The following is a 24367-nucleotide window of genomic DNA, read 5'->3' on the forward strand; positions in this document are numbered from 1 at the left end:
GGGATTCCAGAAGAATGCGCACCGGTACACCGGGATTCGTCCCAGCCCGACTCACGGAAGCTCGCGAGGCCCGCCGCATCGCGACGAAAACGGCACTGGCCCGACGCCTCGGCGTCAGCCCGACGTCAGTATCGCGGTGGGAGGATGGTCTCTCAGAGCAAACGCCCGATCACGCGACGCTTCTTCGGCTGGCGGGTGAGCTGCAGGTTCGTCCAGAGTACTTCCTGCGCCCGCCTTTTGAGAGCTCACGGCCGACATTCCTGCGCTCGCTGGCGAGTACATTGGTTCGCGACCTCGCCTACCAGAGATCGCAGATGAAGTGGCTGCAAGAGGTCAGCTTCGTCCTAGGACATTATGTCGATCTCCCTCAGCTTGACGTTCCTGACGTATTAGAAGGGGCAAGTTACAGCCAGCTTCGAGATGAGGATATCGAACAGATCGCGTTGCGGCTGCGCGCACATTGGAATTTGGGTGAAGGTCCGTGTCCCGACGTTGTTGGTTTGATGGAGCGTATCGGCATCGTTGTCGCTACGATCCCTATGAACACAACCAAGCTAGACGGCTTGTGCAGCTGGTCACCCATTGACGGCCGGCCACATGTCCTTCTGGCAACTGACAAGATGTCATTTCCACGGCGCCAGATGGATGCCGCTCACGAACTTGCTCACGCGGTGTTGCACCACTCGGTACCTGACGACGAGTTCGAAGCGAATCTGCGCACGATTGAGCAGCAGGCTTTCCGCCTCGCCAGCGCATTCCTCATGCCTTCCACCAGCTATCCACACGAGGTTCGTCATCCGTCGCTTGCGATGTTGACCAGTTTGAAGGAGCGTTGGAGGACTTCAATCAAGGCGCAGATCAAACGATTAGCGGACCTAGAAATCATACCCGAAGACCACGCACGACAGCTCTACAAGCTCTACTCTGCCAAGGGTTGGTCTAAGGGTGAACCTTTGGATCAGCATTGGCCCATTCCCTTTCCAACGGCTCTGCGGAACGGCATGAATCTCATCGTGGACAGTGGAGTGCGTGCGAAGGCTGACCTTCTGGCAACCGAGTTCACTGTCTCAAGTGCTGATCTGGAAGCACTGTGCAGTCTACCACGCGGGTGGTTCGACCGTGACGCGGCGGAGATTGTGTCACTAAAGGTGCGTGAGAACTTTGCGCAGTCGGGTAGCCCAAGAGACGCAGATATCATCCCGTTTCCACAGCGGCATCCACCTAGAGGGCGTTGACGCAATTTGGCGGCAAGCGAGACCCATGCCGCCCTCCGTCACAACACCGCGTACGAATGAGATATGACGTCCATGGCGTTGGCAAGACGGCGGAAGCTTTACAGTTTGAATCCGTCCTGCCGGTCGCATCGACGATCAATTGAGGATAAGGCATTGAAATACGGAGGCCGAAGATGCTCGGTCGGACTGTCAGTTTACACTCGGACCGCCGTTTAAGGGTGTGACGCTCCATTCGTCCCCCATGCGGCACATGTGGACCGCATGGACCACCGTTCAGGGAAATTGACCGGCGGTGCCCCTGGCGCCTCGGATCGCGGCGTTGCGGTGGAAGGCGGACGGCGCTGCATCCGGCAGGACTAGCCTGCCGGGTATGTTGTAGGAAAACGCCAAGCGCGTGGCCCATCCCCGACTCAGATGGCGACAGCGATCTTTCCGAAGTGCTTGTTCGCGATCTGGTGCCGGAAGGCATCGGCGAGGTTGGCCAATTCGAATGTATCGCTGATCACCGGCTTGATGCCGTTGGCTTCCACGCCCGCAATCATGTCCAGCTGCATCGCCCTGCTACCGACCGTCAGCCCCTGCACGCGCAGGTTCTTTGAGAATAGCAGGGCAGTCTGCACCGGACCGGCGATGCCCGTGAGCACGCCGATGAGGGCGATGTGGCCACCGATGCGGGCGGCGAGCATGGACTGGTCAAGCGTCCCGGGTCCGCCCACCTCGACGACGGTGTCCACGCCCTGTCCGCCCGTCAGCTCCAGCGCCTTCGGTCCCCAGGCGGGCACCTCCTTGTAATTGATCACTTCGTCGGCGCCGAGCTCACGCAGCCGCTCGAGCTTCTCGCCGCTCGAACTGGTGGCGATCACCCGCGCGCCCGCAGCTTTTGCGAACTGGAGCGCGAAGATGCTGACGCCCCCGGTGCCCTGCACCAGCACGGTGTCGCCCGGCTTCACGTGTGTGTCGACGAAAAGCGCGCGCCAGGCGGTGAGACCCGCACAGGTCAGAGTGGCGGCCTCGGCGTGAGTCCACCCGTTGGGTGCGCGGGTAAACCAGGTTTCTGGGGCTGTGACGGCCTGGCGGGCGTATCCGTCGATCCCGTCGCCCGGCACGACCCTGAACGAGCTCGTCGGGGGCGCTCCGTCGAGCCATTCGGGAAAGAAGGTCGAGACTACCGCGTCGCCGACGCTGAACATCGTCACCCCTTCGCCCACGGCGGTTACCTCGCCGGCGCCATCGGACATGGGAATGCGTCCCTGTTCGGCAGGGATCATGCCGGAAACCACCGCGAAGTCGTGGAAGTTCAGGGAGCTCGCCCTGATCGCCACCGTGATTTCACCCGGGCCTGGATCGGCCGCGTTGGGAAGGTCCGTCAACGTCAGCGTTTCGAGCGTGGAGGGCGAAGCGCCCGTGCGTATTGCCTTGATATGAGCCTCCGGTCGGTTGGGTTGGGATGGACGCGAGGATACCGGGCGCTGCAGCGCCAGGTCATACTTGCGGGATCAGAATCTACTCCGCTGCTTCGGCAAGCTCCACGCGCTGGGGTCCTCGGATGAGGCCACCCGGCGTCTCGCCGGTCCACTCGCCCTCGCGGAACGTGACCTTGCCGTTCTTGATCGTGCAGAAGTAGCCTTCGGCCTTCTGCAGAAGGCGCTTGCCGCCGGCGGGAAGGTCGAACGCCAGCCACGGCTTGCCGAGTTTCAGCCGATCCATGTCGATGACATTGAGATCGGCCAGGTAGCCCGGTGCGAGCACGCCTCGGTCGTTGAGGCCGTAGAGCCGCGCGGTGTCCTGACACTGTCGTTTTATCGCATGCTCCAGCGAGATCCGTCCGTTCTGCCGGTCCCTGGCACGCTTGCGATCGCGCACCCAGTGCTGGAGCATGAAGGTCGGGCTGGCCGCGTCGCAGATCGTGCCGCAGTGCGCCCCGCCATCCGACAGCGAGTTCACCGTATCGTCGGCGTTCTGCAGGTCCTCGAGGAAGTCGAGGTTGCCCTGCGCGTAATTGAGGATCGGCAGGTAGATGAACCCCTTTCCATCGTCGCGGCACAGGAGATCGTAGGCGTATTCGTCACCCGACATGCCGGCTGCCGCGGCGCGGGCGGCGATGCTCTCGTCGGCCTGAGGCTCGTAGTCGAAATCGGGGTCCATCTCATACTGCATGGCCCATCCACCGCAGACGACCATGATCAGCCCAATGATGTCCCGGTTGACCTCGGAGAAGTCATTCTCCTCCGACAGGAGCTGTTTCTTGAAGGCCGGATCTAGCAACCTGGCTTTCTGCTCATCCCATGGAAGGTCGGCAATCGCCTGCCAGCTCGGCCGCAGGCGGAAGGGGTGGACCGTGCCCTGCCATGCCATCACGATGCCGTTGCCGCGCAGTGCGATCTGGGCGATGATGTTGGCGCCATTGTCGTTTTCGGCGCGCATCGAGGCGATCTGCTCTTCGAGCGGCAGTTCCTTGGCGATCGACTGTAGCGCCGCAAAGGTCACCGGCAGGCCGGTCTCGCGGCTGAGCTGGCCCATCCAGCCGAATTCATCCCACTCGCGCATCATGTCGCTGGCCATCTCGAATACGCCGTGACCCGCGCGGCCCATCGCACGGCCGATGCCGATCAGTTCCTCCGCGGTCGCGGTGGTGCCGGGCACCACTTCGCCATCGATCGAGCGGTGGAGAACGGTGCGCGAGGTGGAGAAGCCCAGCGCTCCGGCGCGGACGCCTTCCTCGACGATCTTGCCCATCGCCTCGATGTCATCGGCGGTGGGGACGGCGCCTGGCCGCTCGCGATCGCCGAGCACGTAAGCGCGCACCGCGCCGTGCGGCACGTGCGTGCCGACATCGACCGTGCGAGGAAGCTTCTCCAATGCATCCAGGTATTCGGGGAAAGTCTCCCAGTCCCACTTCATTCCTTCGGCGAGCGCGGTGCCGGGAATATCCTCGACGCCTTCCATCAGGCCGATCAGCCAGTTGTGCCGATCCGGGTGAGCCGGTGCGAAGCCAACGCCGCAATTGCCCATGACCACCGTCGTCACGCCATGCCAGCTCGACGGCGCCATTTCCTGGTCCCAGGTGGCCTGGCCATCGTAGTGAGTGTGAATGTCCACGAAGCCAGGGGTGACGATCTTGCCAGCAGCGTCAATTTCCTCGGCCGCATCGCCGCGCACTTCGCCCACCTGAACGATCAGGCCGTCCTTGATCGCGACATCGCCGGCAAAGCGCGGGTCGCCGGTTCCATCGACGATGGTGCCGTTGCGGATGATCAGGTCAAATGCGGGCATGTATGGGCTCCTCTCTCCACCGGCGAGAGTTACATGCTGCAAAAGCCGAGTCCAGTTGCTTTGTGCAACCTTGGTCGCTCCGGCGGGGCGGCCTGGCCTAACCCGCGCGCAGCTTTCGCAGCCCCTGGGTGACGGCGAGCGCGATGGCCGCCGCCGGGAAAAGCCAGATCAGTCGGCCCCATCCGGTTAGCGGGTCCACCAGGTCGCGAAGGGCCCAGACGACGAAAGCCGACGCCAGTGGAAGGATAATGAAGTTTGGCCAGGGCGCCTGCCGCAGTTGTGCCCGGCTCCATTCGTCCGCGTCGATCGCGCTGGCGACGGGCGCGCGGACCGATAGCTCGCGCTCCGGGCGGGACTGGTTACGCAAGTCCGCGACTACGAAGGCCGCGATCAGCAGGACGACGGGAATTACGATCCCCAGGACGATAGCGGTCTCGCCAGGGGTGAAGGGCAACTGCGCCATCAGGGGTCCCGCTCCGCCGCCCAGTACAATTGTCGTCACGAGGAGCGCCAGGCGAGCGATGCGCGTCTCTCTCATGTACCGTTGGAGGAAATCGGCCACCTGTTCCTCCGTGACCGGGAAGGCCGGGCCACGCCCGAATCGGCGATAAACCAGCGTGCCGCCTTCGCTAGAGAACTGGCGCATGAAGTGGGATGCAATATCGCTGGAGTTGAATGGCAAGGTTCAGCCCCGGGCTCGGATCATGCTCTCGATATCTACGAACTTCTCGCGCGGGGCGCCTTCGCGGGCGGCTTCCGCTTCGGCTTCCTCGATCCTCTTCCAGTCGCGGAAGGTGACGATGTCCAGTCCGCGCTTGGCGGCGAGCCGGTCGAATCCCGCCCTTCCTTCGCGCGACTTCGCTGGAATGGCGCCGCTCGACAGGTCCTCGTCGATCCGATCGACCACCCCGAACCCGTCGGGGCGGTTGGTGCCGATCGTTCCGCTCGGGCCCCTTCGCGCCCAGCCCACGGTATAAATCCCCGGGAGAATGCGTCCCTCGTCATTGGCGAAGCGGCCCGCACGCTCATCGAACGGAACCCCGGGGATGGGCGAACTTCGATAGCCGATGCAACTGATCACCAGGTCGGCCGGCAGGGTATAGGTCTGGCCGGTCCCGACGGCGCGACCTGCCTCGATCACCGTGCGCTCAACCTCGATGGCGGCGACTTTGCCCTCTCCCAGTAGGCGCATCGGGGAGGCGTACATGTCAAAATCGATCTCGATTGCCTTGTCGGCCCTTTCGCTCTCAGGAATTGCCGCGAAGCTGCGCAGGTGGCTGACCGACTTGCGCAGGCCGGGTTCAAGAACGAGGTCCTCGCCCTGGTCTGGCAGGTCGTTCGGATCGACGCGGGGGCTTGCCCGCGAAAGATGCAACAGCTCTCCAAGCTCCTTGGGCGTCATCATGATCTGGTGCGGACCGCGCCGGCCGAGGATCGTGATCGTGCGGAGCCGCGATGTGCGCAGCGCTTCAAGCGCGTGATTGACGATGTCGCTGCCGGCAAACTCCTCCTCGGTCTTGGCGAGGATGCGTGCGACGTCGAGCGCCACGTTGCCCATGCCAATCACCACGGCATGGCTTCCGGATAGGTCGGGCGCGAGGCCGGCGAATTGCGGGTGCCCATTGTACCAGCCGACGAATGCGGCGCTGCCGAACACGTTGCCCAGTTCCTCACCCGGGATGCCAAGCGGACGATCATGCGGCGCGCCGGTGGCAAACACGATCGCGTCGTAGAAGTCCTGCAGTTCCGCCACGCTGACGTCGGTGCCGACGGTCACGTTGCCAACGAAGCGGACGTTTTCGCTGAGCGCTGTGGTCTCGTAGCGCTTGCTCACGCCTTTGATTGACTGGTGATCGGGCGCGACACCGGTACGGATGAGGCCGTAGGGGACCGGGAGGGTATCGAAAACGTCGACCCGGACATCGTCACCCCACCGCTTTTGCGCCGCTTCCGCCGTGTAGTATCCGGCGGGACCCGAACCCACGATTGCGATGTGATGCGTCATGCAGCCTTGCGCTCCGCTTCTGTGTCATCCGAGCTGTCGAGAAAGCTCCGGATGCAGGAAATCGATTGATCCCGGTGGCTGAGCAGGAACAAGTGCCCGCCACCTTCGAAAATCTCGAGTTCGCTGCGCGGGATCAGCGAATGGAGCAGCCGCCCGTTGATTGAAGGAACGATAGGGTCCTCGTCGCCCATCATTATAAGTACCCGCTTTGTCAGGAAGGGCAGGGCGGGGGCGCTGCTCCATCCGCTCATGGCCAACAGTTGATAGAGGTATCCGATCCTGCTGGGCGGCCTGATCCACCCCAGCTGGGCCGCCTCCCCGCCAGTATCGCGAAGTGACCGGCGGTAAAGGGCTGCGAAGGACTTGTCGGCAAAGGCGGCATCGAGAAACCGCCTGGGATCAGACAAGGCGGCAAAGGCGGCCGGGCTGCCAGGGAAAGTCAGCATTCCAGCTCCGGTCGCACAGAGGATCAGCCGACGCACCACCGCGCTGTGCTGAAGTGCGAACTGCTGGGCCATCGCGCCGCCCCAGCTCACGCCCATCACGTCGACCCGTTCCAGCCCCAGCTGCTGCAATAGCGCTGCAGTGGCCGCGCAAATGGTGAAGGGAGTGTATGGCATCACGGGGTCGGGCGAACCGCCGATGCCGGGCATGTCGAACATGACGAACGGGCGATCGTCCAGCGCATGGGCTAGCGGGGCCACCGCCTCGATGCTTGCGCCAATGCCGTTGAAAAACAGGACGGGAAGGTGGTCCGATGACCCGTCGAGCCGCCAGGTTGCTAGCCGCATCTCGCGCCCCCCAGCCTGCATCATGGAAATCCGGGCGGATTTCATCGGGTTGTTCAACTGGGGGACCCTTCTGAGCTTGATTGCGTACGAAGGGCCTTAAACCACCAGCCGCTTTCGGTGTTCCGACGTGCTCTTGCCCACCGAATCGGGGGCATCGAAGCCGCATGGCAGTCCAGCCCGGTGCTCGTCACACGTCCCCCGCCCGCGTAGATGAACGAAATCATGCACGGGGCCATGCAGGATGGCAAGCGGCTCGCTCGGAAAGGCGCCCGCTCAAAGAAAACCACCCGCTGAAAGACGAATTTCGACTCTGGCGCGGTTGGTTAGCAAAACAGTTATAAATGCGGCGCTAAGCAGTGATCAAAGGCCGCGGCGATGGCGCCAGCAAGGCCAGTCGGGTCCGCACAAGTGAAAGTTCGAAGAACGTGGCACTGAGCGGTATTTTTGCGCGAAGAAGCGGCGATGTCGCCGGGGGTGCGCGCGCGCCCGATAGCAACGCGCAACGGCTCGCGCTGCTCGACCAGTTCGAGGAGTCCGAGATCGGCTGGTTCTGGGCGACGGATGCCGAGGGAAAGCTGAGCTATCTCTCCGCAAGCGCGGCACGGAAACTCGGGAAGGAATCTGCCGACCTCCTTGGCACGCCGGTCGCCATGTTGTTCCTGGCCGAGGAGGACGCAAAGGACGAAGATCGTACCGCGCGTCCCCTCGCGTTCCAGCTTCGCGCGCGCAATTCGCTCACCGAAGTGCCCGTGCGGGTCGATGCGGGGGACGCCGAACACTGGTGGTCGATAAGCGCGAAGCCCCAGGTGACCGAGGAGGGAGACTTTCTCGGCTATCGGGGCAGCGCCAAGGACATCACCTCCGTCCGCGAAAGCCAGCGGGATGCATCTCGCCTTGCCCAGTACGATTCGCTTACCGGGCTGGCCAACCGGCACCGGATGAGCAAGCGGCTTTCGACTACGCTGACGGCATACAAAGCGGCGAAGCGAAGCTGCGCGTTGCTCATGCTCGATCTCGACCGGTTCAAGCAGGTCAATGACACGCTTGGCCACCCGGCGGGAGACGAGCTCCTCAAGCAGGTAGCGCAACGCCTTGAACGGATCATCGCCGGACGTGGAGAGATCGGTCGTCTCGGCGGTGACGAGTTTCAGGTGATGCTGCCCGATATCGACGACCGGGGCCGTCTGGGCGAGATCGCCAACAGCGTCATCCAGATGATCTCGCAGCCTTACTCGCTCAATGGCAGCCGTGCGATCATTGGCACTTCGGTCGGCATCGCGATCGCCCCGTATGACGGCCTGGACCCGGATGAACTGGTCAGCAGTGCCGACCTGGCGCTGTACGCGGCCAAGGGTGGCGGACGAGGGCAGTACCGCTTCTTCTCGAGCGAGCTCAAGGACGGCGCCCGCCTGCGCCGGCAAATCGAGGAGGACCTGCGCGACGCTATTCAGACCGACCAGCTCGAACTGCATTACCAGCCCATCGTGCGGACCGCGGATCATTTGGTCACCGGCGTCGAAGCACTGGTGCGCTGGAACCACCCCGAACGTGGATGGATCAGCCCCGCGGAGTTCGTTCCGGTCGCGGAAGAGACCAATCTCATCACCAAGCTCGGAGAGTGGGTCTTGCGCCGGGCCTGCGGGGATGCGACCGCGTGGCCCGAAACCATGCGGGTGGCGGTGAACGTTTCCGCCATCCAGTTCGCGGCCGACGACTTGCCTCGCGTAGTGCGCACCGCTCTTGACCGCAGCGGCCTCGATCCCGCCCGTCTCGAGCTCGAGATTACGGAGAGCGTGTTCCTCGGAGACCCGCAGGGCACCCAGGCCATGCTCAAGACACTCAAAAAAATGGGAGTGCGGCTGGCGCTGGATGATTTCGGCACCGGTTACTCGTCGCTCGGCTACTTGAGCAGCGCACCGCTCGACAAAATCAAGATCGATCGCAGCTTCGTGGCCGGCGCGACGCAGGACGATACCAACAACGCGGCGATCATCACCGCCATCGTCAGCCTCGCCGAAGCCTTGAAAATGGAGACCGTCGCCGAAGGCGTCGAAGCGATGGACGAATTGGATCTGATTACCCGGCTGGGGGCGAGTCACATCCAGGGCTACATTTTCTCCAAGGCGCTGCCGCAAGAGGAGTTCCTGACCCGCCTCACAGAGGGCGGTCTGAAGTTCGATCCCACCGGGCCCGCGAGACACCGCGCGGACCGTAAGACGATGTACCGCCGCGTCGGCCTCATCCACGAGGATCACCGCTACGAAGTCGTGCTGCGGAACCTTTCACGGACCGGCGCGAGCATTGAAGGGCTGCTCGATGTGCCCCTTGAGACCGAGTTCGTGCTCGATCTGGGCGGTGGTCAGCTCGTTGTGTGCCGGGTGAAGCGGTCGGAAGGCTACACCCAGGGGCTCGGCTTCGAGGTGCCGCTCATAAGCGACGGAGCCGATGGGCTCTGCACCCGGCACCGGATCAGCCCATATGCGCTGGCCGCGGCAGGCATGCCGCTCGCAGCCCTGCCGCCGGGCCACTACGCTCCGCCACAAGGCGACGGCCCGCGCAGCCGCCCGCAATTTCTTCAGGTCGATCCGACATCGATGTCCAGAGCTGCCTGATAGCGACTGCTGACAGGGCGCGACCGCGCCGCTAAGGGCGCGGGCGATGACCGACCTCCGACACATACGCAATTTTTCGATTATCGCCCACATCGACCACGGCAAGTCGACTCTCGCCGACCGCCTGATCCAGGCGACGGGCGGGTTGACCGATCGGGAGATGAGCGAGCAAGTCCTTGATAACATGGACATTGAGCGTGAGCGGGGGATCACGATCAAGGCCCAGACGGTGCGCCTCAACTACAAGGCGCGCGACGGGGAGACGTATGAGCTCAACCTGATGGACACCCCCGGCCACGTGGACTTCGCCTATGAAGTCTCGCGCTCGCTCGCCGCGTGCGAGGGCGCGCTGCTGGTGGTGGACGCGGCGCAGGGGGTCGAGGCGCAGACGCTCGCCAACGTGTACCAGTCGATCGAGCACGACCATGAGATCGTCCCCGTCATCAACAAGATCGACCTCCCCGCCGCCGAGCCCGAGAAGGTCCGCGCCGAAATCGAGGACATCATCGGCATCGACGCCTCCGAAGCCGTGCTCACCTCGGCCAAGTCGGGCATCGGCATCGAGGACACGCTCGAGGCCATCGTCAAGAAGATCCCGCCCCCCAAGGGCGACCGCAACGCGCCGCTCAAGGCCATGCTGGTCGATAGCTGGTACGATCCCTACCTCGGCGTGGTCATCCTCGTCCGGGTGATCGACGGCGTCATCAAGAAAGGCCTGCAGGTCAAGTTCATGGCCGGCAAGACCGAGCACCTGATCGACCGCGTCGGCGCCTTCACCCCCAAGCGCATCGACCTCGCCGAGCTCGGCCCGGGCGAGATCGGCTTCATCACCGCGCAGATCAAGGAAGTGGAGCAGGCCCGCGTCGGCGACACGATCACCACCGTGAAGGGCGGGGCGGCCGAAGCGCTGCCCGGCTACAAGGAAGTGCAGCCGGTGGTGTTCTGCGGCATCTTCCCGGTCGACGCCGCCGATTTCGAGAAACTGCGCGAATCGATCGCCAAGCTGCGCCTCAACGACGCGAGCTTCAGCTTCGAGATGGAATCGAGCGCGGCGCTGGGCTTCGGCTTCCGCTGCGGCTTCCTCGGCCTGCTGCACCTCGAGATCATCCAGGAACGCCTGACGCGCGAGTACGACCTCGACCTCATCACCACCGCGCCGTCGGTCGTCTATCGCATCCAGCTGCGCGCCAGCCGGAATGACGACGCGCGCGAGATCATGCTCCACAACCCGGCCGACTATCCCGATCCCAGCCGGATCGAGAGCATCGAGGAACCGTGGATCAAGGCGACGATCTACACGCCGGATGAATACCTCGGCTCGATCCTCAAGCTGTGCCAGGACCGGCGCGGCATCCAGACCGACCTGACTTATGTCGGCGGCCGCGCGCAGGTGAGCTACGAGCTGCCGCTGAACGAAGTGGTATTCGATTTCTACGACCGCCTGAAATCGATCAGCCGCGGCTACGCCAGCTTCGATTACGAGCAGATTGGCCTGCGCGAAGGCGACCTCGTCAAGATGCAGATCCTCGTCAACAACGAGCCGGTCGACGCGCTGAGCATGATCGTCCACCGCGGCGTTGCCGAAGCGCGCGGGCGCGGCATGTGCGAGCGGCTGAAGGACCTCATCCCCCGCCACCTGTTCAAGATCCCGATCCAGGCCGCGATCGGCGGCAAGGTCATCGCCCGCGAGACCATCGCCGCCCTGCGCAAGGACGTGACCGCCAAGTGCTATGGCGGCGACATCAGCCGGAAGAAGAAGCTGCTCGACAAGCAGAAGAAGGGCAAGGCCCGGATGCGCGAGTATGGGAATGTGAGCATTCCGCAAGAGGCGTTTATTGCCGCGCTGCGGATGGGGGAGGAGTGACCATTCGCCATCAGGCGCCTTCCCGGTCTCCGGCGCAGAAAAAAGCTTGAGGAGTGTTCGGGAGAAATCCTCCCTTCCCCTTCATTTCACCAAATAAGCGAAAAGCCTCGCCGCAATCGGCGATCTCGTCTTCGACGCACCACCGTAGGAGGCGCACAGTCCCAAGCACCCTATCTTGCCCGATCATTTCGGCCGCCGCTTCTCTGGCTTTTCGGTCGTCACAGCAGACTCGAAAATCATTATCGACCGACGCGGCGATACATTCAGTCTCTCCAGCGCCTAGAGAATAGCGGCCGAGAAGTTCGAGATAACGGTCCGCGTCGATTTCAGTGTCATTAAGAAATTCGACGCAACCTTCATCCCGTAGTTCAAGAAGAGATGATGCGCACGAAGGAGCACATTCACCGAACACGAGCGGGGGGATCAGGAACTCACACCTGGCTAGCCGGCAGAATAATTTCAGCGCATCAGCGTTGAAGAGATTGATTACAGAACTTGAGTCAACAATTACCTTCAAAGGGAAGCGCGCCCTTTGTTTGCAGCTAAGACTTCTGCAATTGAGAGACCCAGTCGATCGGTGATCCAGCCGATTGAAACGTTGCCGCCTTCCAATGCTTGCGAGACCGACGCGGACAGCTGCCTTGACAATGCCGGTAGCGCAATGGGCGCTCGGGGAGGGACGCCGAGTTGATCGGCTCGCTTCTCGGCAGACCCATACTCCTTTTTCAGCCTTCCCGAGAGCGCAAAACCCGCGCCTCTCGGAATGAGCTCAAGATCTTCGCATCTCCGTGCGGCAACATCGAAACTCACTCCAAAGAACCTTGCCAAGAGGAGAATTTCGAAGTCGCTGATCGCTGGCACTTGGACGTTATAATGAGCCTTGAACATCCTTAGCGCTTTCGCAACTCCTCGATCCGGGAGCAAAAGGCAGCTCGCAAAGGCGTCAACCATTGCTTCTTGTCGCGAGTGCGCGCCGAACGTTCCGATATCGCCCGCTTTTTCGAATAACGCCTCTCCACCATTCTTGTGATGGGCGATCACATGACCAAGTTCATGACCAAGCGTAAACAACATGCGACCCTGGAAACGTGGTGATACGAAGATAAAGCAGTAATTTCCCGCGATTAGGGATACACCCTCATAACGAGAGTATAGAAGCCGACTGATTATAACTCCGTCGAGCGATCCTAAAACCGCTGGAAGGTCGGACGCTGGATCATCTAAGGGATGTTCGTAGACAATCGCCCTAAATTGCTTGGCTAAGCGATCAGCCTCTTCATATGACGTAGCCTTGGCCTCCAGTCCTTGGAGCCAAGTCGGCAGCGATCTACGTGTCGGAAGTAGTTCTAGTGATGCCTCAACGAAAGTCGCGATTTTTTCAATTGTAACATCGTAGTCTTGGTGCGCGCCTCGAACGGCGCGAAAGAGCGGCGCAACTGAAGACCTTTCGCTGGGCCGTTCTCCTTTAGCGAGAACATGCATCGGTAATCTGAGCCCTGTACCGATTGCCCGTAGCTCAGAGAGCGCTACTTTGCTGCCATCTAGAATCGCAAGAACACGCTCGATTGGTAGCCTAGACTTCTCGGCGATTTCCTTAGCAGGTATTTTTAAGGCGCGAAGGGCATCGGCGACGTTACTCACCACGCTACTCTGCTGTAGCTGCAGCTTTTATGCCCCGAAGCCAGTCTAGCAACCCGTGTACCTGTTGCTCGTCCAACTTCCTCTGACGGCCCATAATGTCAATTGGTCGGTTTCCCTGCCGGTCAAACACCTCGGACAGTTTGCGCAACGTTTGCTCGCGCCCGAGTTCAATCTCCCGCTGGGTTTGAAGCGCTTCAGCTTCGTCGCCGACAATGAAGTTTTTCACGCGCCGCTCAAACGTATCCGGGTCATGATGATCCAGCGGGTGCTGATTCCCGTATTCATCGACAATGATGTTTCCGCGTATCACGCCATTTTCATCGACGCGCAGTCTGTTCTGGGGGAATCGACCGTACGCAGCCAAAGCGTCAATTTTCTCAGCAACCCTCATTCCCCCGATCACGTATTGCGCAGCGCTGGCGGCCTTACCCGACACGACGAACAGGTAGTCGCCCGGGTCAACGAAGTCCCGCAAATTGGTCATGCAGGCGCCTAAGGTTGGCGGGTCACCGAATAAGGGGTCATCGAGGTTGTCGTGCAGCCCTGGGTCGGCGCCGGTGCCTGTAATGTAGATGTATCCCTTCATGCGTTCGCACCCTCAAGTTTCTTCGCAGCCTCTAGCGCGGCCAAGGTTTTGACGAAAGGGTTGCTGACGACCAATCGTCGCCGGCCCGGTGTGGCAAAGTTCGAGCCACACGCCGCACATTCGTGCATGCTCCTCGGCCGAAAAGCAGCATCGCCCTGATCGAATTGAACCGCTCCACAAGTCGGGCAATCGAGCGCAACCACTTTGCCCCGCAGATAAACCAAGGCGTTTTGCGCCATGAAGTGCCTGAGATGCTGTTCGTCCAACTCGATGCCGTCGATTCGGACGGTGTTAAACGTGCCATCAAGCTTCGGTTCCCCACCTTCCTGTGTCCAACCGTGGATATGGATCCCCTCTTCCTCCTGACGGTTTGAAGTCCACAGCAACGCGGGATTGGACGCCCAAATTTGGAGGCCGCCTGGATACATCGCCTGCGTAATATCTAAGTTTCCCTTCGCCCTTCGTTGCTTCCTGTTCGTGTCGCGATCCCCCAGCTTGTGACGAACCGCCTCAAGGGGATTGGAAATGCGCCTTACATCCATTCTGAAGAGCTTGTTGCAACCATGGCAAAGGTGAACTCGATGGGGCTTCACTGCGAACCAGTCCGAATCGAGGTGAGGAGTGTCGCAGTGGGGGCAGAAAATGGTGTCGATCTGTCGATTCAGAAAGCGGCTGAGGTAATACGCAACCGCCGTTTCGCCCGTGATAAGAACCGTGCCCTCGCCAAAGAGGTCTCGGGGGACCGAAAGCTCGACCGCGTCGTAAGTCAGATCGATCTCTTTCTTTCCCCCTGACCGAGACCGAGCATGCACATGTATTCCTCTCTCAGCGGGAACCTTTGAGGTATTGTAGACCGGCTCAACCGCGCCCCAAAGAGCTACGCCGCCCGGATAACGCTCTGGCTCCAGCCGGAATCGCCGAAAGTCCGCGATTGTCCGGTACGCGCCTTCGCACCGCGACATTCGACCGCCGAACCTGGCAGTCGCGGCAGCGCCGTGGGAAATACACCAATACTTCGATTTGCCGTTGCGCGGCTTTGGGACTCGAACTATGTGGCAGTCGTCTTGAGAGGCTAATACCATATCGAATTCTATTTATAGAAATGGATTTGATATTAACTGCTTTACTTGCGCGCGTCAAGGGCAGGCAGCGGTGTGAGTGGCGCTCCGTGCCGTTCCGCTCTTCCCGGCGCTTTCGCCCCTGCGTTTCGGGCTACACCATATCGTAGGTCGACTCTCTCGACGCGCTGACGCGCACCGGCTCCTAGCGCGTCGACTGCTGCGCAATCTTGGGCGCTAGTCCCGTTGGCGCTACGCGCCGTCTTCGACTCCGAGCTCCCTCCAATCATCCTCCTCCGGATCGAACGGCTCCAGCTCGTCGCCGGTCTCGATCACGTCCTCGAGTTCACCCACCGCCTTGAAGTCCTTGTCCTCGCCAAGCTTGAAGAAGTCGGTCTGGGTGTCGCCTTCGGGCGGGCCGTCCATCTCGGCGCGGTGGCGGGCGGCGGCCTGGGTGAGCATGGCCTGCATCGCCTCGATCTCGGGCAGGGACAGGCTCACCGGATCGAAGTGTTCGATCAGCGCGGCGTTCATGTCGTCCTTCTCGGCCTGGGAGAGGGCGGGTTGGTTGATGGAGTATCCTTGTCGCCCTATCGCTGCGCTGCTTGAGGGCAGGAAGCCCCCTCTCCCAACCTCTCCCTCGAGGGGAGAGGGGCTACCTGACAATCGGAATCCGTTCGGGTCGAAGTAGCTGGCGGAGAGGCGGCGGCCGTCGGGACCTCTCGCGTTCATGCGCAGGCAGAACATCAGCAGCCGGTCGTTCTTGATGCGGCGGAAGCCTTTCAGCTTGCCAGCGACGAACACCGGGGAAAGCTGGCCGTTCAACGCGCGGTCGAACGCCTCGTCCTTCAGCCGCTGGACGCCGAAGTCGAGCGCCGCCTCCCACGCGCGGCGGAAGGTTTCGGAGCCGGGCTGGCGGCGGAGCCAGTAGGCGCCCTCGGGGCTCATGTTCACGGCCCGCGCGGCGCGCTTGACGCTGCCGGTATCGGCGAGCGCGGCGATGAACGCCTTCTGCCGCTCGGGCGTCCAGCCATCGTGGCGGTACTTGCGCGGGACCGGCTCGAACTGGGGGAGGGCGTGGCCGGCCGCCTCCATCTCGGCGAGCGGGGTGCGGGTGGCGGCGGGGTCCTTGCGGCGGGTCATGGGCGGGCTCCTGGCTGGCAAACCGGCCAGGAAGCAGAAAAAAGCCGTGTAGGAAAATAGTCGGGGGAAGGGGAGGAAGGCGCCCCGCAACTTCACTTTGCGTTCACCCGAGGCGCGGGTATAGGCACGGCCCTATGCAGACCGTCCCCCGCGCTTCGTTCAAGCTTGCCGCCGCCGCCGTTCTCGGCGCTTCGCTCGCGCTTTCGGCCTGTGCCGGCCGGGGCGGTGGGCCCAGGGACACAGCCTACGTCGCGCGCGATGTGGAAACGCTCTACTCGGCGGCCAAGGACCGGCTCGACCGCGGCCAGCCCAAGATCGCCGCCGCCCTGTTCGACGAGGTGGAGCGCCAGCACCCCTATTCACCGTGGGCCCGCCGCGCGCAGCTGATGAGCGCGTTCAGCTATTACGTGGCGCGCGATTACGACAAGTCGGTCTCGAGCGCGCAGCGGTTCCTCTCGATCCACCCGGGCAACAAGGATGCGCCGTACGCCTACTACCTGATCGCGCTGTCCTATTACGAGCAGATCAGCGACGTGACCCGCGACCAGAAGGTGACCGAGCAGACCCGCACCGCGCTGCAGGAACTGATCCGGCGCTATCCCGCCAGCGAGTATGCCGGCGACGCCAAGCTCAAGCTCGACCTGGTGGAAGATCACCTCGCCGGCAAGGAGATGGAGATCGGCCGCTATTACGAGCGGGTGGGCAACTGGCTGGCGGCGCAGATCCGCTTCCAGAACGTGGTCGACAACTTCCAGACCACCAACCACGCGCCCGAGGCGCTCTACCGCCTGACCGAGACCAACCTCGCCCTCGGCGTGCCGAGCGAGGCGATGAAGTACGCCGCCGTCCTGGGCGCGAACTATCCGGGCAACGAGTGGTACCAGAAGGCCTACGAGCTGGTGCAGAAGAAGGCCCCCGGCGCCTCCGCCAGCTGACGGCTCCTTCCAGTGGCGCCACGGCGCCGGCATAAGGTTACGAATTCTTTTCTATTGCGCCTCTAGGGTGACCGCGAAGGTCGCTTTTCGAGGAGGCATGGCGCGTGACGCGCATGCGAGGTTTGTTCGGCATTAGGCCAATGGGCGCACTGCGTGATGCGGCCGATCGCAGGCGCCTGCGCCGTGCCGCGCGCCGTGCCTCGCGTGCGGACAAGCCACGCAACGCCCGTGCCCGTATCGCGGCTTGGGCGATCGGCCTCGCGCTCCTGGCGGGGACCATCGAACTGATGCTGCCGCTCGATGACTGGTACCGCGCCTTGCGCACGTTTGCGCGCATGCATCCAGCCGATCAGAGTATCGTCGTGGTCACCGTCGACGACCGCACGCTCAATGCGCTCGGTACGAGCGACCCCAAGCGCAGTGACGATGCCCGCGTGCTCGAGACGTTGTTCGCGTCCGGAGCCAAGCGCGTGTTTTTCGATCGCGCCTATGCAGATGCGACGACGCCCGCCGAGGACCAGCAGCTCGTCGCCGCGTTCCAGCGGCACAAGGGGCGGGTGTTCGTCGGCGCCATCACGGGCTTGGATCAGTCCGACGGATCGACAGCCGACATCATCCCTCACCAAGTGTTCCGCGAATCGGTGTTGACTGCCTCAATGGATGGGAAAGAGGCGCCATTCGGCCTCGCCGTCGTCTTCCCGGCCAGCGCCAACGTGCTGGGCGAACGGCGGCCTTCGATCTCCGCCGCGCTGGCGGGGGTCGATCACGATGGCGAATACCGGGTCGATTTCGCCGTCGATTACAAGACGATCCCGACGGTGGAATACGTCGACGTCCTGAACGGACGGGTCGGCGTGTCCCAATTTGCGGGCAAGGACGTGATCGTCTCTCCGTCGAGCCGAGTCGCGTCCGACTATCATCTCATTCCATTGCGGGAGCTCGCGCCGGGCGTCTATTTCCATGTGCTGGGCGCGGAAACACTCAAGAAGGGGTTTCCGATCGATGTCGGCTGGCTGCCTGCTCTTCTGCTGACCGCATTGGTCGTGGCGGTCCAGGCCAGGCGGCAGCAACCGTCCTATCGCTTGTCCACCGCGGCGGCGGCAATGCTTCTGGTCGTGCCATTCGCCCTCGATTTTGCGAGCGTGAATATCGACGTAATGCCGGCAATGCTCTGTCTTGGCATCGCAATGTTCCGGTTCGTGCGATTGGCGCAGACCGCCTATCACGGGGCGACCGGCCTGCAGCGGATCGAAGGCCTGCAAGCTGCGGCAAAAGCCGACCAGTGTGATGTAATCGCGCTCAAGATCCGCAATTTCGCAACGATCAGTGCAAGTCTTTCGCCGGAGGAAATAAACCTCCTCTTGATGAAGGCGAAGACCATGCTGCGCGCGACCGAGCCTGACGCCCAATTCGCCTTTCACAAAGATACGTTCGTGTGGCTCCGCGATGCGTTGCCGGTGGAGGAACTCGAGAACCACGCTCGCGGGCTTCATGCGCTGTTCCGGACCAGCATCACGATCGGTTCCCACGCGCCTGACGTGGCCTCCTCCCTCGGCCTCGACATCAACCGTGACGCTTCTCTACGAGAGCGCACGGAGAGCGCGATCCAGAGCGCAGAAGACGCCGCGCATGGCGGCAAGATCTTCATGGTCAGCGAAGCCGGGGTGGTTCGTGACCGGGCGTGGAAGCTGCAGATCCTTTCCGAGCTCGAACAGGCGATCCGCAACGATGAGGTGCAGGTCGCCTTCCAGCCCAAGGTTCTCCTTTCGACCGGGCGCATCATCGGGGCCGAGGCATTAATGCGTTGGGTTCATCCGACTCGAGGCGCAATCGAACCTGCCCAGGTGGTCGCGAGTGCGGAAGAGCACAACCGGGTCGACATGATTACCAGTTTCGTCCTCAACCGCGCGCTGCGGGAAGGCCGGATGGCGCTCGAACAGGACCCGGCATTTTCAGTGGCGGTCAACATTTCAGCGCTCGATTTGCGCGATCCCAGGTTCGCCCAGCAGGTCGAAAACCTGCTCGCGGCGTATCGCTTCCCGCAGACGAGGCTGATGCTCGAGATTACCGAGACGGCGCCAATCGAGAATGACCCGGTGGTTGCGCGGAACATGGCCGCCCTCAAGGGAATGGGGGTCAAGCTCTCGGTCGATGATTTCGGAAGCGGCCATGCATCGCTGCATTACCTGAGGCAGATTCCCGCCGATGAGGTGAAGATAGACCGCAGCTTCGTCACAGGGATGGATACGTCGCTCGAGGACCGGGCACTGGTGCGCACGTCTATCGAGATGATCCATTCGCTTGGACGGGTTGCTGTTGCGGAGGGAGTCGAGAACCTGGCGGTCGTGAATCTGCTCAAGGAAATGGGCTGCGATGTTGCCCAGGGCTACTATTTTTCAAAGGCAATCCCGATGTCCACACTTGTCCCGAAATTGGCCCAAGGGGCGAAGGCCGCCTAGAAAGCTTGCCAAACGTTTACGATCTGTTAACTCTGCTTGTTACCAAATGGGTAACAGGCAGGATTTCTTATGTGGGCATGGTTTAGGGATGTCTGGGGCGGCCGCTAAGGCACCTTGACGACATCAAAAAAGCCCCGGTTTGCGCCGGGGCTTTTTTCTTGCCTGCGATAGAAGGAAACCGTTCTTGTCGGGCGGGACTCAGGGGCTCACGCCGCCTCCTTCAGTTGCTCATGCCGCCGGACGACGCCGCTCAGCCCCTTGGTGAGCTGGAACAGGCCGTTCAGCCGGCTCCTGGGATCGCCCCAGGCCCGGCTCAGCACCAGCTTCATGTCGGGCCGCAGCTTGGCGTCTTCGCCCACCCGTTCCACCCAGGCGACGAGGCCGGCCGGATCGGGGAAGCTGTCCTTGTGGAAGGTTACCAGGGTACCGCGGGCGCCCACATCGATCTTGGCGATGTTGGCGACAATCGCCTGGTGCTTGATCTCGATCAGCTTGACGAGATTGGCGGTCGGCTGCGGAAGCGGGCCGAAACGGTCGATCATCTCGGCGGCAAGCGCCTCGATCTCCGCCTGGTCTCGCGCATCGTTGAGGCGGCGATAAAGTCCCATGCGCACGGTGAGGTCGGGCACGTAGTCTTCGGGAATCATGATCGGCGCATCGACGGTGATCTGCGGGCTTGGGCCGGCTTCGCGTTCCAGCCCGCTGTCGCCCGCCTTCGCGGCCAGGATCGCGTCCTCCAGCATCGACTGGTAAAGTTCGAATCCCACCTCCCGGATGTGTCCGGACTGCTCGTCGCCAAGCAGGTTGCCGGCGCCGCGAATGTCGAGATCGTGACTGGCGAGCTGGAAACCCGCACCGAGCGAATCGAGGTCACCCAGCACCTTCAGCCGCTTTTCGGCGACTTCGTTCAGCACCGTGTCCTTGGGCGTCGTGAGATAGGCGTAGGCGCGCAGCTTCGACCGGCCGACGCGGCCGCGCAGCTGGTAGAGCTGGGCGAGGCCGAAGCGGTCGGCGCGGTGGATGACGATCGTGTTGGCGCTGGGAATATCGAGCCCGCTCTCGACGATCGTGGTCGACAGCAGGACCTCGTACTTGCCCTCGTAGAAGGCGCTCATCCGCTCCTCGACCTCGGTGGGCGGCATCTGCCCGTGCGCGCTTATCGCCTTCACCTCGGGCACGTATTTGTGCAGCCAGTCCTCGACTTCGGCCATGTCCTTGATTCGGGGCACGACGATGAAGCTCTGGCCGCCGCGGTGGTGCTCGCGCAGCAGGGCCTCGCGCATCACCATGTCGTCCCATTCCATCACGTACGTGCGCACGGCGAGACGGTCCACGGGCGGGGTCTGGATTGTGGACAGCTCGCGCAGGCCGCTCATCGCCATCTGCAGCGTGCGCGGGATCGGCGTAGCGGTGAGCGTGAGTACGTGGACATCGGCGCGCAGCTGCTTGAGCTTTTCTTTGTGCGTGACTCCAAAGCGCTGCTCCTCGTCCACGACGACGAGGCCAAGGTTCTTGAACTGGGTCGACTTCGACAGGATCGCATGAGTGCCGATGACCACGTCGATATCGCCCGATTTAAGGCCTTCGCGAGTCGCCGTGGCTTCCTTCGAAGAAACCAGCCGGCTCAAGCGACCTACCTTCAAGGGAAAACCCGAGAAACGCGCGGCGAAGTTCTCGTAATGCTGCCGCGCCAGCAGGGTGGTTGGTGCGACCACTGCTACCTGCTTGCCGCTCATCGCGGTGGCGAAGGCGGCGCGCAGTGCCACTTCGGTCTTGCCGAAGCCGACGTCGCCGCAGACCAGGCGGTCCATCGGCGAACCGCTGGCCAGGTCGCTCAGCACTTCGAAAATCGCGCGGTCCTGGTCGTCGGTCTCGTCCCACGGGAAGCGATCGACGAAGGGCATGAAGCTCGCCTCCTCGACTTCCACCACCGGCGCCTTGCGCAGGGCCCGCGCGGCGGCGGTGCGCAGGAGTTCATGCGCGATTTCGCGGATGCGCTCCTTCAGGCGGGAGCGGCGTTTTTGCCATGCTTCGCCGCCGAGCCGGTCGAGGCTGACCATCTCCTCGCTCGAGCCATAGCGACTAAGCACTTCGAGGTTCTCGACCGGCACGTAGAGCTTGTCGCCCCCGTGGTACTCCAGCATCACGCAGTCGTGCTGGCTCTTGCCGACGGGGATAGCCTCGAGCCCGAGATACTTGCCGATGCCGTGATCGATGTGGACCACGAGGTCGCCCGCGTTGAGCGCCTGCAGCTCGGCAAGAAAAGCGTCGGCGCTCTTGCGGCGCTTCTTGCGGCGGACCAGCCGGTCACCGAGCAGGTCCGCTTCGGTAAACAGGTCGATTTCATCGTTGGCGAAGCCGGTTTCCAGCGGGACGACGAGCGCGACGGGCTTTCCTTTTGCCGATGCGCCGAGTGCCTCCTGCCAGCTATCGGCCAGCTCCATCGGCGCGCCAGCCTCACCGATGATCGAGGAGATGCGGGCGCGGCTGCCCTTCGAATAGGCAGCGAAAAGCGGTCGCTTGCCCGCCTTGCGCGCGGCCTTGATGTGGTCGGCGGCGGCGGCATAGACGCTGTCGCCCGATCCGCTGGCCTGCCGGGCCCGTTCCGGCGCGAAATCGCGGCCCGACTGGAAGCCGAAATCGATAACGGTGGCGCTTTCCGGTTCCGCGAAGATCGAAGACCTGTGAACCGGGCGGTCTTCCAACGCCGCACCGAACTCGTTCGTGGAGAGGTAGAGCGCGTCTTCGGGGAGGGGGCGGTAGGAGCCGCCCTCGCGCTGGCGGTGGTAGTCGGCGATGTCGGTCAGCCGTTCGTCTGCGGCCTGTAGCGCGGCGCTGTCGATCACCATCAAGTCGCCGGGCGAAAGGTGATCGAACAGTGTGGCGAGGCGGTCCTCGAACAGCGGAAGCCAGTGCTCCATGCCTGCAAGGCGCCGGCCCTCGCTGACCGCCTGGTACAGCGGGTCCTGCGTCGCATTGGCGCCGAACCGCTCGCGGTAGCGTCCGCGGAAGCGCTTGATCGTATCCTCGTCGAGCAGCGCCTCGCTCGCCGGCAGCAGGAGGTGCGAATCGCGCGTGCCGGTGGTCATCTGGGTGGAGGGATCGAACAGGCGCAGCGATTCGAGCTCGTCGCCGAAGAAGTCGAGCCGCAGCCCTGCTTCGAGACCCGAAGGAAATACGTCGAAGATCGAGCCGCGCACCGCGAACTCGCCGTGGTCGATCACCGTGTCGGTACGCGAGTAACCCTGGCGCTGGAGCAGCGCGATGAGATCCTCGCGCGCGATCGTCATGCCCGGCTTCAGCTCCTTGACCGCCTCACGCACGCGGAATGGCGTGAGCACGCGCTGGAGCAGAGCGTTGACGGTGGTGACCAGGAGCTGCGGTCCGCCCGCCTTGCCTTGCAGCCGGTGCAGGGCCGACAGACGGCGCGCGCTGACCGATAGCGCCGGGCTCGCACGGTCATAGGGAAGGCAATCCCATGCAGGAAAGTCGATGACCTCGATTTCGGATGCGAAGAATTCCGCGGCGTCGGCAACCGCGCGCATGGCAGCCTCGTCGGCAGCGACCAGAACCGCGCGGCTGCCCTTGCCGGAATGGGCCGCTGCACGGGCAAGATCCGCCATCACGAGGGGTTGAGCGCCGCGCGGGATCGAGGCGAGCGTCAGCGGCTTCTTCGCGCTCAGGATTTTCTGGAGGTCGGGCATCGGGATCCTGTCTTGGCCACGCGCGGGGGGCACGCGCGGGCGACCCGCCCGAGGAATTCGGGCGGGGGAAGGTGAGGAGTGTCAGATAGGTCGAACGCCCGGTTTGCCAACCGGTTTCCCGGTCAGGCTATGTCGACGTAGTCTAGTTTCCGCATGGCTTCGAGCAGCGGCCCCGCCAGATTGGCTGGAGGCTCCTGCACTCCGAGCGCCCAGGCCATCACGTCCACATCGTCTTCTTCCAGCAGCGCCTCGAACCATGCGAGATCGCTCTCGCCCCAGTCCTTCGCGTAGCGGTCGAAGAAGCCGCCGATCATGTAATCGGCCTCGCGCGTTCCGCGGTGCCAGGCGCGGAAGCGCGCGCGGGCGATGCGCTCGGAAAATGGGATCGGCTCGGCCATGGCGGCAGTCCTTAACCGCCATGGCCGGGTCCGTCATCCGTCTAATCAGCTCGCGTCCGCATCGACCGTGGTCAGTTCGGCCGGAGGCAGGCCGCCCGCTTCTACCTGCGCCTTGAGCTCTTCCTTGCGGGCGAGCATCTGGTCGCGCAGCGCCACGAGATCGATATCGCTGCCGCGCACTTGCGCGAAGTAACCTTCGCCGCGCTGTTCCTCTTCCTTGACGTGGTGCTCGATTTCTTCCTGCAGCACGCCGACCTTCGATTCAAAGAATTCGCCTTCGCCCCCGCTCTCCATGATGTCGTTGATCAGCACCTTGGCGGCGTCGTGCTCTACGAAGGCTTCCTTGTAGAGGTCTTCCTCGACCGCTTCCTTGGTAGCGGGGTAGAAGATCTCTTCCTCGAGTATCGTGTGGATCTTGAGCTCGTTGCAGATCTGCTCGGCGAGCTTCCATTTCCGGTCGGAGCCGCTCGCCTTTTCGAAGTTGGCGAACAGGTCCTCGACCTCGCGGTGGTCATTCTTCAGCAGCGCGATCGCGTCGGTGAATTCCTCGGTGGCCATGATGGACTCCCTCATCGGTTGGACAATTGTCTCTCCCCAAAGCAACGAGGGGGCCCACTCGTTCCACGGCGCGATACCGATCGGTGGATGGCGGGGGTGACGCAG

The 24367-nt window shown here is 62.8% G+C and carries 18 protein-coding genes; 5 read left to right on the forward strand and 13 right to left on the reverse strand.

The features are described 5' to 3' along the window. The first annotated feature begins 14 nt into the window (after window positions 1-14). Window positions 15-1235 (forward strand): helix-turn-helix domain-containing protein, encoded by a 1221-nt coding sequence (locus IEW58_RS04385; protein WP_188644011.1) that lies wholly within the window; start codon window positions 15-17, stop codon window positions 1233-1235. Window positions 1236-1645: 410 nt separating this feature from the next. Here the strand turns inward: IEW58_RS04385 and IEW58_RS04390 are convergent, their stop codons facing one another. The 5 genes from IEW58_RS04390 to IEW58_RS04410 form a co-directional block, all read right to left on the reverse strand. Then, on the reverse strand, window positions 1646-2656 hold the full coding sequence (locus IEW58_RS04390) for a zinc-dependent alcohol dehydrogenase family protein (protein WP_188645663.1): 1011 nt from the start codon (window positions 2654-2656) through the stop codon (window positions 1646-1648). Between the two features lie 82 nt (window positions 2657-2738). Continuing rightward, entirely contained in the window at window positions 2739-4508 is a 1770-nt protein-coding gene (locus IEW58_RS04395; RefSeq protein ID WP_188644012.1) for an N-acyl-D-amino-acid deacylase family protein, read from the reverse strand. 97 nt (window positions 4509-4605) lie between these two features. Next, window positions 4606-5154 (reverse strand): hypothetical protein, encoded by a 549-nt coding sequence (locus tag IEW58_RS04400; RefSeq protein ID WP_188644013.1) that lies wholly within the window; start codon window positions 5152-5154, stop codon window positions 4606-4608. A 39-nt stretch (window positions 5155-5193) separates the two neighbouring features. Continuing rightward, on the reverse strand, window positions 5194-6513 hold the full coding sequence (locus tag IEW58_RS04405; RefSeq protein ID WP_188644014.1) for an FAD-dependent oxidoreductase: 1320 nt from the start codon (window positions 6511-6513) through the stop codon (window positions 5194-5196). Continuing rightward, on the reverse strand, window positions 6510-7349 hold the full coding sequence (locus IEW58_RS04410; RefSeq protein ID WP_188644015.1) for an alpha/beta fold hydrolase: 840 nt from the start codon (window positions 7347-7349) through the stop codon (window positions 6510-6512). Before IEW58_RS04410 ends, IEW58_RS04405 begins: the two co-directional genes overlap by 4 nt. 311 nt (window positions 7350-7660) lie before the next feature. On the opposite strand from IEW58_RS04410, the gene IEW58_RS04415 reads away from it, so the two are divergent. Together IEW58_RS04415 and lepA are read left to right on the forward strand one after the other, a co-directional pair. Beyond that, window positions 7661-9916: a putative bifunctional diguanylate cyclase/phosphodiesterase gene (locus IEW58_RS04415; protein WP_229658429.1), complete on the forward strand. Its 2256-nt coding sequence runs from the start codon at window positions 7661-7663 to the stop codon at window positions 9914-9916. A gap of 46 nt (window positions 9917-9962) precedes the next feature. Beyond that, on the forward strand, window positions 9963-11780 hold the full coding sequence (gene lepA / locus IEW58_RS04420; protein WP_188644016.1) for a translation elongation factor 4: 1818 nt from the start codon (window positions 9963-9965) through the stop codon (window positions 11778-11780). 10 nt (window positions 11781-11790) lie between these two features. Here the strand turns inward: lepA and IEW58_RS04425 are convergent, their stop codons facing one another. From IEW58_RS04425 to IEW58_RS04445, 5 genes are all read right to left on the reverse strand, one after another. Beyond that, the gene (locus tag IEW58_RS04425) at window positions 11791-12297 is read right to left on the reverse strand and encodes a PIN domain-containing protein (RefSeq protein ID WP_188644017.1); all 507 of its coding nucleotides are present in this window, start codon (window positions 12295-12297) and stop codon (window positions 11791-11793) included. After that, window positions 12294-13421, reverse strand: a complete 1128-nt coding sequence (locus tag IEW58_RS04430; RefSeq protein ID WP_188644018.1) for an ImmA/IrrE family metallo-endopeptidase — start codon at window positions 13419-13421, stop codon at window positions 12294-12296. Before IEW58_RS04430 ends, IEW58_RS04425 begins: the two co-directional genes overlap by 4 nt. Window positions 13422-13425: 4 nt before the next feature. Further along, on the reverse strand, window positions 13426-14007 hold the full coding sequence (locus IEW58_RS04435; RefSeq protein WP_188644019.1) for a hypothetical protein: 582 nt from the start codon (window positions 14005-14007) through the stop codon (window positions 13426-13428). Beyond that, window positions 14004-14819 carry a hypothetical protein gene (locus tag IEW58_RS04440; protein WP_229658430.1) on the reverse strand — a complete coding sequence of 272 codons (816 nt, stop codon included), beginning with the start codon at window positions 14817-14819 and terminating at the stop codon, window positions 14004-14006. The genes IEW58_RS04435 and IEW58_RS04440 overlap by 4 nt, the downstream gene beginning before the upstream one ends. A gap of 498 nt (window positions 14820-15317) precedes the next feature. After that, window positions 15318-16208 (reverse strand): hypothetical protein, encoded by an 891-nt coding sequence (locus tag IEW58_RS04445; protein ID WP_188644021.1) that lies wholly within the window; start codon window positions 16206-16208, stop codon window positions 15318-15320. Between the two features lie 134 nt (window positions 16209-16342). Here IEW58_RS04445 and IEW58_RS04450 point away from each other — a divergent pair, with 134 nt between their 5' ends. Then, complete coding sequence (locus tag IEW58_RS04450; RefSeq protein WP_188644022.1) at window positions 16343-17143, forward strand: outer membrane protein assembly factor BamD; 801 nt, start codon at window positions 16343-16345, stop codon at window positions 17141-17143. Window positions 17144-17283: 140 nt separating this feature from the next. After that, window positions 17284-19602 carry an EAL domain-containing protein gene (locus IEW58_RS04455; RefSeq protein WP_188644023.1) on the forward strand — a complete coding sequence of 773 codons (2319 nt, stop codon included), beginning with the start codon at window positions 17284-17286 and terminating at the stop codon, window positions 19600-19602. A gap of 206 nt (window positions 19603-19808) precedes the next feature. On the opposite strand, the gene mfd is transcribed toward IEW58_RS04455, so the two are convergent. The 3 genes from mfd to IEW58_RS04470 all read right to left on the reverse strand — a co-directional run bounded on the left by mfd (window position 19809) and on the right by IEW58_RS04470 (window position 24262). Next, window positions 19809-23306 carry a transcription-repair coupling factor gene (gene mfd / locus IEW58_RS04460; RefSeq protein WP_188644024.1) on the reverse strand — a complete coding sequence of 1166 codons (3498 nt, stop codon included), beginning with the start codon at window positions 23304-23306 and terminating at the stop codon, window positions 19809-19811. Between the two features lie 122 nt (window positions 23307-23428). Next, on the reverse strand, window positions 23429-23704 hold the full coding sequence (locus IEW58_RS04465) for an FAD assembly factor SdhE (RefSeq protein WP_188644025.1): 276 nt from the start codon (window positions 23702-23704) through the stop codon (window positions 23429-23431). Between the two features lie 45 nt (window positions 23705-23749). Then, window positions 23750-24262: a hemerythrin domain-containing protein gene (locus IEW58_RS04470; protein WP_188644026.1), complete on the reverse strand. Its 513-nt coding sequence runs from the start codon at window positions 24260-24262 to the stop codon at window positions 23750-23752. Window positions 24263-24367: the final 105 nt, after the last annotated feature.

The sequence above is a fragment of the Tsuneonella deserti genome (assembly GCF_014644315.1).
Lineage (GTDB): Bacteria > Pseudomonadota > Alphaproteobacteria > Sphingomonadales > Sphingomonadaceae > Tsuneonella > Tsuneonella deserti.

What these genes read in the sequence shown, in the direction of transcription:
- IEW58_RS04405 (WP_188644014.1), bottom strand. Translation starts at nt 6,513, where the DNA reads ATGACGCATCACATCGCAATCGTGGGTTCGGGTCCCGCCGGATACTAC.
- IEW58_RS04455 (WP_188644023.1), top strand. Translation starts at nt 17,284, where the DNA reads ATGGGCGCACTGCGTGATGCGGCCGATCGCAGGCGCCTGCGCCGTGCC.
- lepA (WP_188644016.1), top strand. Translation starts at nt 9,963, where the DNA reads ATGACCGACCTCCGACACATACGCAATTTTTCGATTATCGCCCACATC.
- IEW58_RS04410 (WP_188644015.1), bottom strand. Translation starts at nt 7,349, where the DNA reads ATGAAATCCGCCCGGATTTCCATGATGCAGGCTGGGGGGCGCGAGATG.
- IEW58_RS04465 (WP_188644025.1), bottom strand. Translation starts at nt 23,704, where the DNA reads ATGGCCGAGCCGATCCCATTTTCCGAGCGCATCGCCCGCGCGCGCTTC.
- IEW58_RS04435 (WP_188644019.1), bottom strand. Translation starts at nt 14,007, where the DNA reads ATGAAGGGATACATCTACATTACAGGCACCGGCGCCGACCCAGGGCTG.
- IEW58_RS04445 (WP_188644021.1), bottom strand. Translation starts at nt 16,208, where the DNA reads ATGACCCGCCGCAAGGACCCCGCCGCCACCCGCACCCCGCTCGCCGAG.
- IEW58_RS04385 (WP_188644011.1), top strand. Translation starts at nt 15, where the DNA reads ATGCGCACCGGTACACCGGGATTCGTCCCAGCCCGACTCACGGAAGCT.
- IEW58_RS04450 (WP_188644022.1), top strand. Translation starts at nt 16,343, where the DNA reads ATGCAGACCGTCCCCCGCGCTTCGTTCAAGCTTGCCGCCGCCGCCGTT.
- IEW58_RS04470 (WP_188644026.1), bottom strand. Translation starts at nt 24,262, where the DNA reads ATGGCCACCGAGGAATTCACCGACGCGATCGCGCTGCTGAAGAATGAC.
- mfd (WP_188644024.1), bottom strand. Translation starts at nt 23,306, where the DNA reads ATGCCCGACCTCCAGAAAATCCTGAGCGCGAAGAAGCCGCTGACGCTC.
- IEW58_RS04400 (WP_188644013.1), bottom strand. Translation starts at nt 5,154, where the DNA reads ATGCGCCAGTTCTCTAGCGAAGGCGGCACGCTGGTTTATCGCCGATTC.
- IEW58_RS04395 (WP_188644012.1), bottom strand. Translation starts at nt 4,508, where the DNA reads ATGCCCGCATTTGACCTGATCATCCGCAACGGCACCATCGTCGATGGA.